Origin of the sequence: Mesorhizobium sp. CU3 (assembly GCF_006442965.1) — a bacterium.
GTDB lineage: Bacteria > Pseudomonadota > Alphaproteobacteria > Rhizobiales > Rhizobiaceae > Mesorhizobium.
The window spans coordinates 60,076-73,866 of sequence record NZ_VFWX01000012.1 but is presented as its reverse complement, the minus strand read 5'-3'; the positions used below and the strand labels follow the sequence as shown (position 1 = coordinate 73,866).

12 protein-coding genes and 1 tRNA gene are annotated in these 13,791 nt (G+C 58.5%); 9 read left to right on the top strand and 4 right to left on the bottom strand.

Annotated features, from left to right (window positions below; translation table 11 throughout):
* Positions 1-12 precede the first annotated feature (12 nt).
* Genes otnK through FJ988_RS19325 form a run of 3 tightly spaced genes read left to right on the top strand, consistent with a single transcriptional unit; the run spans position 13 to position 2,691 of the window.
* Positions 13-1,269, top strand: a complete 1,257-nt coding sequence (gene otnK, locus FJ988_RS19335) for a 3-oxo-tetronate kinase (protein ID WP_140819940.1) — start codon at positions 13-15, stop codon at positions 1,267-1,269.
* Positions 1,266-1,904 (top strand): aldolase, encoded by a 639-nt coding sequence (locus FJ988_RS19330; RefSeq protein WP_140819939.1) that lies wholly within the window; start codon positions 1,266-1,268, stop codon positions 1,902-1,904. Before otnK ends, FJ988_RS19330 begins: the two co-directional genes overlap by 4 nt.
* A 4-nt stretch (positions 1,905-1,908) precedes the next feature.
* Positions 1,909-2,691, top strand: coding sequence for a hydroxypyruvate isomerase family protein (locus FJ988_RS19325; protein WP_140819938.1), 783 nt, complete (start codon positions 1,909-1,911; stop codon positions 2,689-2,691).
* Between the two features lie 324 nt (positions 2,692-3,015).
* On the opposite strand, the gene FJ988_RS19320 is transcribed toward FJ988_RS19325, so the two are convergent.
* On the bottom strand, positions 3,016-3,210 hold the full coding sequence (locus FJ988_RS19320; RefSeq protein ID WP_140820047.1) for a DUF2274 domain-containing protein: 195 nt from the start codon (positions 3,208-3,210) through the stop codon (positions 3,016-3,018).
* Positions 3,211-3,268: 58 nt separating this feature from the next.
* Between FJ988_RS19320 and FJ988_RS19315 the strand changes: the two genes are divergently transcribed.
* The 5 genes from FJ988_RS19315 (at position 3,269) to FJ988_RS19295 (ending at position 9,680) form a co-directional block, all read left to right on the top strand.
* Complete coding sequence (locus FJ988_RS19315; RefSeq protein WP_140819937.1) at positions 3,269-5,506, top strand: hypothetical protein; 2,238 nt, start codon at positions 3,269-3,271, stop codon at positions 5,504-5,506.
* A gap of 795 nt (positions 5,507-6,301) precedes the next feature.
* Positions 6,302-7,207: a hypothetical protein gene (locus FJ988_RS19310; protein WP_140819936.1), complete on the top strand. Its 906-nt coding sequence runs from the start codon at positions 6,302-6,304 to the stop codon at positions 7,205-7,207.
* Between the two features lie 300 nt (positions 7,208-7,507).
* Positions 7,508-7,786 (top strand): hypothetical protein, encoded by a 279-nt coding sequence (locus tag FJ988_RS19305; RefSeq protein ID WP_140819935.1) that lies wholly within the window; start codon positions 7,508-7,510, stop codon positions 7,784-7,786.
* A gap of 925 nt (positions 7,787-8,711) precedes the next feature.
* Positions 8,712-8,984, top strand: a complete 273-nt coding sequence (locus FJ988_RS19300) for a hypothetical protein (RefSeq protein ID WP_140819934.1) — start codon at positions 8,712-8,714, stop codon at positions 8,982-8,984.
* Between the two features lie 237 nt (positions 8,985-9,221).
* Positions 9,222-9,680, top strand: a complete 459-nt coding sequence (locus FJ988_RS19295) for a hypothetical protein (RefSeq protein WP_140819933.1) — start codon at positions 9,222-9,224, stop codon at positions 9,678-9,680.
* A 72-nt stretch (positions 9,681-9,752) separates the two neighbouring features.
* Here FJ988_RS19295 and FJ988_RS19290 read toward each other — a convergent pair whose 3' ends face one another.
* Positions 9,753-11,453 carry a metallophosphoesterase gene (locus FJ988_RS19290; RefSeq protein ID WP_246688593.1) on the bottom strand — a complete coding sequence of 567 codons (1,701 nt, stop codon included), beginning with the start codon at positions 11,451-11,453 and terminating at the stop codon, positions 9,753-9,755.
* Positions 11,454-11,551: 98 nt separating this feature from the next.
* On the bottom strand, positions 11,552-12,046 hold the full coding sequence (locus tag FJ988_RS19285; protein ID WP_140819931.1) for a hypothetical protein: 495 nt from the start codon (positions 12,044-12,046) through the stop codon (positions 11,552-11,554).
* 249 nt (positions 12,047-12,295) lie between these two features.
* On the opposite strand from FJ988_RS19285, the gene FJ988_RS19280 reads away from it, so the two are divergent.
* Positions 12,296-12,363, top strand: a tRNA-Arg gene (locus tag FJ988_RS19280).
* Positions 12,364-12,468: 105 nt separating this feature from the next.
* Here the strand turns inward: FJ988_RS19280 and FJ988_RS19275 are convergent.
* The gene (locus tag FJ988_RS19275) at positions 12,469-13,320 is read right to left on the bottom strand and encodes a S1/P1 nuclease (RefSeq protein ID WP_181183592.1); all 852 of its coding nucleotides are present in this window, start codon (positions 13,318-13,320) and stop codon (positions 12,469-12,471) included.
* Positions 13,321-13,791 lie beyond the last annotated feature (471 nt).

Genomic DNA, 13,791 nt, shown 5'->3' with positions numbered 1-13,791 from the left:
GATCCATATCAAATGCTGCTTGGCTGCATAGCGGACGATTTCACGGGCGCCAGTGACTTAGCCAACACGTTGGCCAGGCAGGACATGCGAACGGTCCAGTTTTCGGGAGTTCCGGAAGGGAATGAAGTGCCCGATTGCGAGGCTGCGGTGGTGGCTCTCAAGACACGTTCCATAGAGCGGCGGGACGCTGTCGAGCAATCCCTCGCAGCGCTTAAATGGCTGCGCGGCGAGGGCTGTCGCCAGTTCCTGTTCAAATATTGCTCGACGTTCGATTCCACGCCGAAGGGTAATATCGGCCCGGTGGCCGAAGCCCTCCTGCAGGCGCTCGATGTGCCCTGCGCCATCGTGTGTCCGGTGTTCCCGGCCACCGGGCGCACGCTCTATATGGGCCACCTCTTCGTCGGGGATCGATTGCTGAGCGAATCCGGTATGCAGAGCCATCCGCTCAATCCCATGACCGATCCCGACATAAGGCGTTGGCTGCAACGGCAGACAGCCGTCGAGGTCGGACTTGTCGCCTATGGGGCGGTCCGAGAGGGAAGCGATTCCATCAGGGCGGCCATCGCGGCGGAAACACACAAGGGACGCCGGCTCATCGTGGTCGACGCATTGGCGGATTGCGACCTCATGGCAATCGGCCGCGCCATTGCCGACCATGTACTGATTAGCGGCGGCTCGGGCATTGCCCTGGGGCTGCCGGACAATTTCCGATCGCTCGGATTGCTGCGCGATGCCGGCTCGGATTTTACGCCCACCAGGGGAAAGGCAGCGGTGATTTCCGGTTCGTGTTCGCGCACCTCTATTGCCCAGGTCAATCTCTACCTGCAATCGCATCCCGGTTTGGCGGTGGATGGCGGTGACATTTTGGAGGGCCGGCTGACGCCACAGGCAGCCATCGCCTTTTTCGATGACCATTCCAACGAAGCGCCTCTCATCTATTCGACGGCGGAGCCCGATAAAGTGAAAGCGACGCAGGAAAAATACGGACGAGAGGAGGTCGCGCAGGCGATCGAGCGCTTCCTCGCCGAAGTCGCCGTCGGGCTGATCGATGAAGGGGTCGTTCGGCTTGCCGTGGGCGGGGGCGAAACCTCCGGCGCCGTCGTCACCGCGCTGGCGGTTCCCCATATGCTTGTCGGACCCGAGATCGATCCGGGTGTCCCCGCCTTGGCCGCGTCCGGCGCACGGCCCGTCCGGCTCGCGCTCAAGAGCGGAAATTTCGGCACCGAGAATTTCTACGAGAAGGCACTGAGGATGCTGGGCACGGCATGAACGGCGAAAAGGAACTGCGGACCTCGATCGTGCAGTGGGCGCGCTCGCTTTTCGAGCGCGGCTTCACAGTGGGCTCGTCGGGTAACATCTCCGTCAGACTTCACGACGGGTACCTGGCGACGCCGACCAATTCCTGCTTGGGATTTCTCGATTCCGACCGTTTGTCCCGGCTCGACGGGAGCGGAAACCACATCGACGGCGACAGACCGACCAAGGAACTGCCCCTGCATCTCGGCTTCTATGAAGCCCGCCCCGCAGCGCGGGCCGTCGTCCATCTTCATTCGACCTTCGCCACCGCGCTGTCGTGCCTGGCGGATGTCGATCCCCAGGATGCCATTCCCCCCCTCTCACCCTATGTCGTCATGCGCGTCGGCCGCGTTCCGGTCCTTCCATATGCCAGACCCGGCTCGGCGGACATCGCACCGTTCATCCGCGCCCACGCGCCGCGACACGCGGCCGTGCTACTTGCCAATCACGGTCCGGTGGTTGCCGGCACGTCACTGGACGCTGCCGTGTTCGCTGCCGAGGAACTCGAAGAGACGGCACGGCTTGCCATTTTGACGCGCGCCATGAAGGTTCGCCGGCTTTCCGCGACCGAAATCGCCGAACTCGATGCCACCTTCAAGCTGAAATAAGGCTATGCATCGCTTTTCCGCCAATCTGGGATTCCTCTGGTCGGACCTTCCGCTGCTTGAGCGAATAGATCGGGCCGCCAGCGCAGGGTTCCGAGCGATCGAGCTTCATTGGCCCTACGACACGCCGGCCGACGCGGTCCGCAAGGCATGCGAAAAGCACCGGTTGACGTTGCTCGGAATCAATACGGCGGTCGGCGATGCCGCGCTCGGCGAATTCGGCCTCGGCGCGCTTGCCGGGCGCGAGGCGGATTTCCAGGCCGCGATCGACCAGTCCCTCGCCTTCTGCCGGAACTCCGGCGCGAACGCGGTTCACGCGATGGCCGGTATAGTGCCATCAAGGGAGCGCGCAAAGGCTCGAGACATCTTCCTGCGCAATCTTGCCGAGGCGGCGCAAAAAGCAGCCGCACAGGGCGTGACGCTTCTTCTCGAGCCCATCAACCCACGCGACAAGCCTGACTACTTCTACTCTACGGTGGGGGAGGCCGTCTCAATCATCGAGGACCTGCGTTCAGACACGGTCCGGTTAATGTTCGACGCATATCATGTCGGCGTTGCCGAGGGAGACGTGATCATGAAGCTTCGGCGCTATAAGGATCTGATCGGCCACGTCCAGATCGCGGCCGTGCCGAGCCGGACGGAACCTGACGAAGGCGAAATCTCGTATTCCGCCATCTTCGCCGAGCTGCGGAACATTGGTTACGCCGGCTTCATTGGCTGCGAATACAAGCCACGCGCCAAGGTGGAAGATGGTCTCGTCTGGACAAGCAAACTGAACGCCTGGCAGTAGAAGCCACAGGACCTCGTTGCTTGGGGGGCCGAGCCGATCCGCAGAGGTTTCAAGCGAGGTCAATTGATTGCCAGTTTGCTATCTGTTGCATGGCGTCCTTGGCGGACCAATCTGAGAGACGCGGCCCCAGATCACTTTCGGTGTTGGAAATGCTGGGGGAACTTCCGGTCCTCGCTTACGCCAGCCGCCTTGACTTTCACCGAAAGGCCGTCACGAGCGTTGCAACCGCTTGAACATCCGGGTGTCGCTCATAGCCGCCGTCCTTGCAGAACCGCGTGTTGTCGATGCCGGCATAGGTTGTCGTCGGCATGAAAAAACTCAAATCTAGACCTCCTCCCTCTTTGCTTTGGCAAAGCCGCGATCCGTTGCGATAAAACGTTCAAGCATCGGCGCGATCAAGCGCGATGGATTGGTAGATGGCTGCCCGGTCTCGCGCCCAAGGATTTCTGCGTATTTGACCAAATCGCGATGCAAAGGCGCCGGCAGTTCTACCGTGACCTTTACGTGGCCAATGGCGATAGCATAGTTCCCAGATGTCGCAAGCGGACTGACTTCACCAATGGGCAGCCGAATTGTGATGAAGCTTCGGGAATGGAGAGGTCGTCTCGCCGATAGTCTCGCACTGGTGCGGACTGCCAGAGCACCTTTCCTGGTTTCGGCCGTTTCTGCCGCATCGTTGGCGTTTCCGAGCCAAGTTTATGAGATCTATCGGGTCCTGGCCCTGGATCCACCTGGCCAGGCTGCTCCAACGGTGTTCGCCGTCGTAGCGCTGCTTGGCCTAGCGGTCGGACTGTCGCTGCTCGCGATGGCACTGACACCGTCTGGCAGCCGATTCAGAGCAGTCCTAGCGGCCGTGACCGCCCTGGTGCCAATTGCCGGGGCTGCGGCTGGCCTGATTTTGGCTGGGTTTAACACGACGATCATCGGAGCTGGGCAGCCCGCGGGGGCGCTTGAGGGCGACTTTGCCGAGCTCTTCGCCTCTATCTCCGAGCTTCCCTCGAATTTGATCGCCGCAGGGGTGATCCTGGCCTTGATAGGCTCATCCGTGGCGGTCGGTTTCTTCCGCTTGGGGCGATCGTTTCGTCCCGCATTTGGCAGGGTAGCTGCTCCAATATGCGGAATTGGCGCTTTCGGCGGGATCGCCTTTGCCATTGCCCCCTACCGGCTTCCCGAACTGCTGGGCAGTGTTGCGATAGTGCTTTGCTTTTTTCTGATTGCAGCAGCGTTGTTCAGTATCCTTTTTCGGATGCGCGACCGATGGAACGTTCCTGCATTCTCGCTCTTGCTGATCGTAGCGACCTGCCTTGCCTGGTTGAACATCAGCGACAATCACATACCCCCCAAGGTGCAACGTAGCGCCGGTGCCGCCGAAGTTCAGCCGACCGCCGCGGCGCTTTACACCTGGCTTTCGGCTCGGGGAGATCGTGAGCATTTTCTGAAAACTGGTCGCCCCTACCCCATCTTCATCATCTCCGCGGCCGGCGGTGGCCATTACGCTGCGGACTTTGCCGCGACTTTCCTCGCTCGTGTCCAAGATCGCTGTCCAAATTTCTCCCAGCACATCTTTGCGATAAGCTCGGTTTCCGGAGGCTCCATCGGTGCGGGTGTCTTTGCCGCGCTGGCCAAGTCCTTCGCCGCCAACGGCCCCTGGAGCGAGTGTGCCGCCGGCGCCAGGGCCCCTGGCATGTTCGAGCGAACCACGCGCCAAATACTCGATCGCGATTTTCTCGCACCTGTGATGGCGTCGATGCTTTTCGGCGATGTCCCGCAGACATTCGTACCGGCGCTGGTCTCACGAAGTGACCGGGCGGAAGTCTTTGACCGTGAGCTCGAACGTGCGTGGAGCGAGGTCCTGCCAAACGCCGAGAATCCGCTAGCTTCACCCTTTTTGGATTTCTGGCGGGCAGACGGTGCCGCGCCGGCCGTATTGGCGAACACGACCCAGGTCGAGAACGGGATGCGGGTGGTCGTTGCCCCGTTCATGTCCATAGACAGCCCACTGCAGGCTGGCACACTGCATCACAGGGCCCGCTACACGCACTATGTGAACGGCTACCTCGTTGACGAGGGTTGGGAGGCTCTGGGTCCGGGCGAGGACATCAGATTCAGCACCGCATTGGGACTGAGCGCGCGCTTTCCGTGGATCATGCCAGCAGCCCGCTTCATAACCAGCTCCACGCAATTTCGGCTGGTTGATGGCGGTTATCTCGACAATTCCGGCGACGAGACGGCATTCGACCTGCTCCTGGAGCTTCGGCAAATCCAGGAGATGGGTGGAAAGCTCGCTATAGGGCAGTCACCTCCGTTCGAAGTCCATCTGATCACGCTGACCTCCAACGGTGTTTTGGTGCCGGGGGCGGTAGAGGGTTTTGGCGAGTTGCTTTCGCCAGTGCGGACGCTCCTTTCTTCCAGGGTAACACGAGCCGACATGGCAACGCACCGCATCAGAGCATTCCTCAACCCGCAACACAGGCTCGCCGAGGGAACCATCGGTGATTTCACCTCACCCTCACCCATCGTCAGCCTGAATGCTGAATTGCCTCTGCCGCTTACATGGCAATTGGCCAGTGCGACCCAACGACTGATCTCCGCGCAGGTGGGCGATGCGGCCTCCTGTCGGAACGCGACTGTGACCGAGCTAGCCACGTTGCGAGCCGACACTCCACCGTCCCAGCAGCAGGTGATCCGTGGTATCAACAAAGCCGTGCTGACCAACAGTTGCGTCGCCTGCTCGATCAGCTATCGGCTGTCGGGAGGCGTCGCGCCGAGGGGGCGTCCATGTGCCGGCCCGCAAGCCGAAGTTGTCGGACAGTAGCTGGGCCTCGTGCGTATCCGACAGTTAATTCCGGACGGCACACTGGGTGATGTCCGCAATTATTGGGCATTTCACGGGGTTTACCAATCCGGAATTATGAGCAGCCGGCCGGTGGCCTCTGCCTTTGAAACAGGAGTGTTCTTGGCTGAGGAGAGTTCCAATCTTAAGATAGGTTTTGATTGGATTTGCGCAGATCTTAGGGGCCCTAATTGGTCAACCCGCCATGGTCGGCAACGGGTTGGTCAACCCAGACAGCATTGGTAAACCGCAGCAGCCCTCTCTACCAAGGTCAGCTCTACGCTTTCACTGTCGCCAGCAAGGGCTCTCGGTGCGAATGGCGCCATTCAGCGGGCGAGGGCCGTAGGTGTGGGTGTCACGACACGTATAACTCGAGCTGCTACTCGGCTTCCGTTGCACCGCTAGGGACCAAGTCGAGGAAAGAGTTCGTGGTGCTCAACCCGCTCGCCAAGTGGCAGGAATCGACAGGCGGTTTGAAAGGCCTGCCAGCGTGGCAACTGGCGAGGGCACGCCCTGGGCGTCGAAGTGAAATGCCTCGGCCGGTAAACAGGTGAAATTGACCCGATGAAACACCGTTATGTTTCAGGCATCTGGCAAACGGTGAAGGCGATACAATGGCCAACAGCGGTGAGAGCTCTGGCCGCGTCATCACCTTTCGCGCTCTATCCGCGTTTTTTTCTAGCATGTTTTAACAGTTTTCCCGCTGCGATATAGACTCTTAGCAGATAAGTATGTAGCTGTATTAATAAGAGGATACCATTTTTGGGGGAAGACGTTATGGCGGCCAAGACAAGACCTCTCATTGCTTTAACTTGCCTTGCTCTTTCCGCGTGCGGAACTCGGGTCCCCGAGATCCAGGAGAACGCTTTCGCGTCTGAGCATGCGCGCACGGATTTCGTCAATGCGATCGCTCGCAATGTAAGATGTGAGATTCAAGACGCGGTGGTGCACCTTTATGCCGAGAACCAGAAAATCGACCCTTTGAACCGGAATCTGGGGTGGTTTGATTCTTGGGCTGCCCAGTTGTCGCTGACCCTCACGACCGAAGAGAAGAGCTCAGTCAATCCGGTCGTCAACTTGCTTCCACCGAGCCCTACCACCAGGGTTTTCAACGTTAATCTCGGCGGCACCCTTTCCGCGGATGCTACGCGCATCGACAAGATCGGATCGTTTTTCACGGTAGCCGAATTGAAATCCCTTCAAGCCTGCGATCCAAGTGAACGCAACACCGGGCCGTTCATTCTTCAGGGCGATCTGAAGTTGTACGAGTGGCTGCAGGCGACCATGATCAGCATAGGCAACCGAGATACCCCGGCTCCTGCGAACCCGAGCGGGCCCAATAAGTCGAATGTAATCTCGCATCAGGTCAAGTTCGAGATCGTTTCCACCGGCAACGTCACCCCCGGATGGAAATTCGTTAGGGCGACGGTCAACCCGTCGGGGAACTTCCTTAGCGCGACGCGTGACCGGATACAGGATCTGACGATCACGTTTGGCCCACCCGATCCCAATTGGTCCTTGGTGGTTATCGATCCCATAACCAAAAAGCCGAAGATCAACCCGGCCACCGGAAAACCCCTTATGCGGCCGACCGCATTAGCACCTGCGGCCGCCAGCGCTGCCTTTGCGGCAGATGTCGGGACAACCGTCAGTGCAAATCTAGCGAATGCCAACGCGCAATAGTTTCAGTAACCGTACATCAGTTGCGAGCACCACCATGGCCAAGAGAAACAAAAAAGCGTCAGTCGAACTGTTTGCGAAACAGGCGAACAATGAGGCGTACGCATGCCGCTGCTATAAGATCGGAGATGTATATGAGAAATGGGTCCTGAATCCGAAAACCGGCACATACAGGGGACCAATCCTCGTCAGCGAGGCAGAGTGCAGGGCATGCAACATGTCCGACGCCGAGCTGGTAGGCCTGTAGGTTGGGATCGCTGCCGGGATACGGAATTGGCCTCGGAGCCGTCGAAAGAGGGTTCTATGTTTCAACAGCTTCGTCTTGTCGGGCTATATACCTCATTTACCCTTTTGCTTTCCGGATTCATATCTTCGATCGCTTTTGCTCAAAGCCAAGGTGACGATCCTATCGCTTTTGTCGGTCATGGGGCCATCTTCGACCAAGCAGGCAACGAAATATCCCCCACTTTGCAGTCGGTAGGCGCGGCTTTGGCTTGGTACAAAGCGCGGCTCGCGGCACGATTGACTGACGCCCAGCACCGGGATTTCACAAGCTGGATCAGCGTCTCAGGACGGGCCTGACATTGGACGAACAAGCCGGCCTGATATTAGACGCCAACCTTGTGGATTGGCTCCTTGACGCTATTCCACCCCAAGCCGACGATCGAATCCGCCAGAAGAACAATGCGCTGAAGCGCATTTTACGAACGAAACTCTGGACCCAGGTTACTGAAGCGCGGAGCCAGCCTTATGCCGTGCGGATCTGTTCATCGTTCGCAGCATCGATGCGGAGGTCTTGACCTGGACGAGCACCTCCCCTCCCGGCTTTTGCGTCGCCCTGCCTCGCTACGATGTCAACAACGTGGTTCAGCTCGACGGAGTGATATGCCTGGGGCGCGACACTTCAAAGACCTGCTTTTGGGACAATGGGAAGAACGGACAGACGTTCGAATTTCCCTTGGGTGGTTCACGACCCTTCTCCGACTTTGGAGCGGGAACAGAGTTGCAAGCGAGCGTTGGCGGCGTCTGCTCTGATTGCCTTGCCGGAGAGAATCCTTACATCATCCACGGCAAGGTCCTGAGCAGCCTCTCGGATACATTCGGTAAAGACTGGTATCATCCCCTTGTCAGAACTGGCGACACGGTCGAGTGGCCTCAAAATCCTGGCCCGATGGACTCACCCAAGGCATGCACCGCGTATCATGGATCAGCGTCCCAAGGCGAGTTTGCCGGTCGGCTGCCTCAGCTTTCGCGATCATGACCGATATTGCGGGTTAGTCATGCGATCCGCGATTGGCGTTCTGGCGCCTCCAATGCCTGGCAAGGTCAACGCCATGCCGACCATGCCTCAGGGCAAGGCTGCCGGCACCCTCGCCTGCACACCCGGCTTACATCGGCCGATCCAAGATATCGCCCTTGTAGCGCTGCTACGACCGTGGACTGCACCCCTGACTTCGCTAACGACGATCCCCGCACAACGCCCGCTTATGGCCGGCCGCATCCTGGCATGCATTTGGCAGATCAGCAGGTGGCGCGCTTGGCGACAACCCGCCTCGGCGCTAAACTGCTTGATCAAAATTTGGAGATTCGCATGTCAGAAAAACCGTTCAACCCGTTTGACCTCCCGCTGATGAATTCTGAAGGCGCTACCGTTTCGAATCTGAAGGTCGCCGATCGACTCAGGAAGTTTGCGGCGGAACTGCCTCAACCAGGCACGAAAAGAATAAGCTCGAAGCAGGATGCGCCCAAGAAGGGGTCACCGAAGCCAGCCGGTCGATAATCATCCATCTGACGGTGCCCACGGATTTCTTGTCAAGGAGAGAGCCGACATGACCGGTGAAAAAACCAGTACAAAGATTGAGCACGTTGACCAGATTAGAACAACGTCTAACGCCAAAGTAAGCGACCGGCTCAGCGGATGGGGTTCTACCGGCAACAACGGCGGGAGCTCTTCTCAGTCCAACACCAGCACCTCAGGCTCAGCTCAAGACGGTAAGGCGAAGCCCTAGCCGATTAAATGCCGGGAGACCTCTCCGATTGGCTGGCGGCCGGCGGCCTTTTAGGCACTGCCGCAGCCTTTTTGTTGTCCGCCTGGGAAATGCGCGGAAATCGTCGGGCGACCTCAGCTTCGCTTTATATGTCGCTCGCTGAGTCGATGCGCGCAGAATGGCGAGCTTTCGACCTGGCAAATGGCCAGAAGGATACGCAGGAGGAAATTCTCGGCGAAATTCTTAATTTGGTTGAGGCCGGCTGTGCCTGCGAAAATGATCGCATGTTTGCAGGCCGCACGCGAAAAATTCTACGCAACGTCATCGATGACATCCAAGACGCGATCGACGGTAACCCGGAGATCAAGGCGCTGGCTTCTAAGTTGACGACCCATTCGCACACCTACGAGGAGAGCGAGGCCTATCGGTCGCGCCGCATGCGTGAACGCGACAGAGAATCCCGCGGTCGTATCGTTAAGACAGGCTAAGGGCCTTGCTCTGAATCCTCCGGCTTGATGGTCACCTCCGATGCCCTGGGGAATCCTGGTCTAAAACGGACATTACTTGACGGAAAAAGGCTCCTCGATCAGTTCGGGCTTGAGGGGCGATTTCGGAACGTACGCCGGCGGCGGTTGTCCGGCTCTTTCGGCATTCGGCCGCCAATCTTCCCTCTTCGGAATATCCTTAAGTCCGACCGGAAAGACGGTCACGGTATCGCCCTTGATACGCATTCTGAGAAAATGCCGATGACTGTTGCGTCGCATGGAGCTGAAGGCATCGTTGTGGTTCATGTCCAGCCAGCGGGAAGTGACGTAAAGATAGACTCCAAAAAGAGTGCCGCCGATCAGTCCGCCAAGCAGGATCGTTTCGGCCGCTGACAACAGGAAAGAGCTTCTCGGCCAACCGGCCAGGTCGACATAGTGGTCGTTGATCCATGCCACGGCCAATGCGGTCACTGTCGCGCCGAGGCAGTGCGCTAGGCCATTGGCCGCCGAGACCAGCGCCGTCTTGAGGCCGCCGCCCTCTTGCTTCTTGGTATACCCCCAGAAGCCGCCAATCAGCAGAATTGGAGCTATATAGTAGACGTCGGACGGCAGCGCTTTTCCAATCAGGGAAACGATCCAATAAAGAACTCCAAGGACCAGCGCGAAGCCCGGGTTGTATGCCACAAACCCGAAGTTCCCGCGAAGCATCGACAGACTCTCGGTTTTCGAGGGGTAGACGGCTTCCCTACCCTGCGCATTCGAACCCAGCGTGAGAGCCTTAATATGCCCCGCGAGCCAAGAATAACCGTCCTTGCCCCTGTCGAGATCGACGCGCGGCTCGACCTGGTGGGTCGGATGCAGAAATGCCCCGCCACCCCCGGAGGTCACGAACTGGGTGTTGCCGTCGTCCGCTATATAGCGGCTGTAGTGGTGGGTGTCGCCTGAGAGCACGAGAGGGATTGTCAGACCGCGGCGCTGGTTCACGGCGATCCAGCCGATGTAGCTCATCACGCCAAGCGCCTTGTTTCCTGTCTGACCTGTATAGAGCCATCCAGGCTCTGGCCCGCAAAGGATGATTTTAGCGTTGTCAGGCATAGCCTTGGCGATTTCGCGGAAGTACTCCTTCTGCGGCTGATCCACATCGTCGGCGAGCTGAGCGTCGATCGCCCATATCCACCACTGGTCCGTCAACTGCACGGCGAAATAGCTCCGCCGCTGATGGGTGCGCCACCCGCCAAGATGCATATGGTCCTTGCGACAAAACAGGGCCAGAAACAGAACCAGCCCGTCATACCAATCGTGGTTTCCGGGAACTGCAAAGACCGGCGGGCCCTTCAGCAGACCCGGATTCGGATCCGGAAATGCCCAGTCATACGGATCCCGGAGTTGTTTCTGATAGGTCTCTGGTGCGGCGCGCGGATAGACCTCGTCGCCGCCCATGACCAACATCTGGCCGCGCTTCAGTTGCTGGCCATCGACCGACAGCGAGTCCTGTGCGAGCAGCGAGGCTATGGCGAAGGTGGCGTCGAACCCATCACCGAGGTCGGCGACGAAGTCGACCCAAACAGCGCCGTCGGCATCGGGCTCCAGGCTCCACACCTGTTCGTTCCGCTGCCCCGGCATGAATTGGCGCGCGCGCCCGACCAGCTCCTCAGGCATGGCTGAGTCAAGAGCGGCTACGATGAGGCGCCGATCCGCGTACTGACCAAACAAATCTGACAACACCACTCGCCAAAGCAAGCGCAACAGCAAGACAGGACCGAACCAACCGGTCATCCTTGGATATTTCGAGAGGCCATCTACGTCAGGAGGCGGCGTCGGCATGTTCTATAGCATCCCATTGATTTTCAAGATTGGGTCAGTCGCTCACCGAGCTATGGCTGCTGGCTATGGTGCTGCACACGATTTTCGATGAACATCGTTTGCTTTCGGTAGGAAAGCAGAAAAAGCACCAGTAGGAAAATGACCGTGCATACCTCGATCGAGCGCAGCGACCAGGCGAAATACCCCGCCGCCAACTTGACGCCGTAGGCTGCTAGCGTCGTCAGTAAGACGGAACAAAGCGACCGATAGAAATTGCTGGATTCGAGAAGGACCGCGATCTTCGGATCCTTCGACTCGGCCACGATGAACTTCGAGTACTCGCCGTGCTCTACGAAGCCTATTCCCTTCAAGATCGGCTGGAGAATGACCGATCCAATGCGGCTTATGACAACACCCAGGAAATAATACATGATGACGTCAACGACGGCGGAGAGCGACCCGAAGTCATAAATTTCGAGGCGTTTCATAATGAACGCAAAGACGGCCCCAGGAATGAGATTGGTGAAAATATTGTAAGATGAGAGTTTCGCGGCGATGTCGCCCATAGCACTTTACCCCGCTGCCCTCTGTCTTTATATCGTTGTCAATTGAAAAGTAGAAGAGCCGGTGACATCGCACGCCCAGTTTCCGCTCTCGATCTAGAGAAAGCATCACGCGCTGGCGGCAAATAGAAAACGCACCGTCGCGAAGACGATGCGTATCCCGCTTTTACCGGGAAGGCTCTAACACCCCAACCTACTAAGGAAACCTCCCTTGCACCTTCGGCTAGCTGCCGGTTGGCGCCTCCTCGCGCGTCAGTAGTTCAATGGTAGAACGGCCGGCTTCTACCCGGCAGATGCGGGTCCGACCCCGCTCCACTGAGGTTCCCCTCCTTGCTTTCTTCGCTGTAAGCGATCGCGCCTGGCTGCAAGGCGGCTTGGATTTGGATAGCCCACTCAGGTTTGAGTAAGAGCCGGCCTCTGCGAGCTTACGGCAGCGGACATGCCGGCGCCGTCGAAAGCCACCGGTTCAGCACTGCGGCCAGACGCAAGCCCGCGCGGCCGAGCTGTTGGTCCACGATCGGCAGGGCCTTATTGTAGTAGGCGTCATCCAAAACAGTGCCAGTGGCGACGCCGGCTGACATGTCCTTGGCCAACGCGTGCGCCTCCAGGGTCCAGGCGACCGGATCCAGGGTCTGCGAAGCTTCTGGATGTTTCAGCAGCCAATCGCCCTCGAGCCGATCCACATAAGAACCCCAGGCATAGGTTGTCTGCTTGATGATTGTGCTGTCCCACACGGCATGGAGATTGTCGCCCGGAAATTTTGGGGGACTCTTGATCAATCCGCCGAACTTCACGGTTACGGTCAGTGTGTTCTCCCCGATGTTGTCAGCGACCGTATGAAATGGCTGATGGATATCGCCGACAACGTGGATGAGATAGCGGAGACTGTCGCGGCGCTGCATCGGGTCCGAAGCGCAGGTGATTTCGTGCTCGGCGCGGTCGATCTCGGCGATCGCACAGTCGCCCTGAGCATTGGCGGCACATTCCGACACCGGGTCATAGGTATCGTTGGCGAGCGGAATATCGACGAAATGCCAGTTGTAGCTCTCGGGATGGACGGAGTACCGCACATCGTCCGCCCAGCTGGCCACCGAAGCCATCGAGACCTCACCACCAAGAATGCGCTTGACCTCTGTCAGAGCCGTCGCCGACAGGCGCCTTTGGGCAATCTCGGCGACAATAGAATGGCCTTCAGGTCCCCAGGCAGCCGCCGGGCCAATAGCACAACCCACCATCATCGCCCCGAGGAGCACGACGCCGGCCCTGGTCCGTGCCAAGCGGTTTAGCCTCACCGGCGGTAGCTGTAGCAATGAGCCTGACTTCAACATCCCCTCCTCCAAGAACACCCGCTCTACTCTTCAAGCTGAAGCATCGGCCCACCGCTCAATTGTACATTAAGAGCCGTCCCATAAAAAGCTGCAAACAACATTGCCGACAACACTTCCCTGGGCCGCGCGGGTCACGTTTCGCCTGCTCTGACCGGTGTCTTGAAAGCAATAGCTCAGGTTCTTACATAAGAGGAATAAGGTCCTAGACATGGGCTGCGACGTTTTGTCGTGAATTTCCTGTCAAGACCGAATTGACAATCCACAGAAAATCATTATTTTAGGTGTTCGCACGCCGCAGAGGTAGTTGCTTTTTCGGGCGAAAACGCCTATAAAAAAGGCAGACGATGATTCTCATCGCCTGCCTTTCGTTTGTTCGTTCCTGTGGCTCAGCTGGCGCCGCACGGGGCCCCGACAGACCAC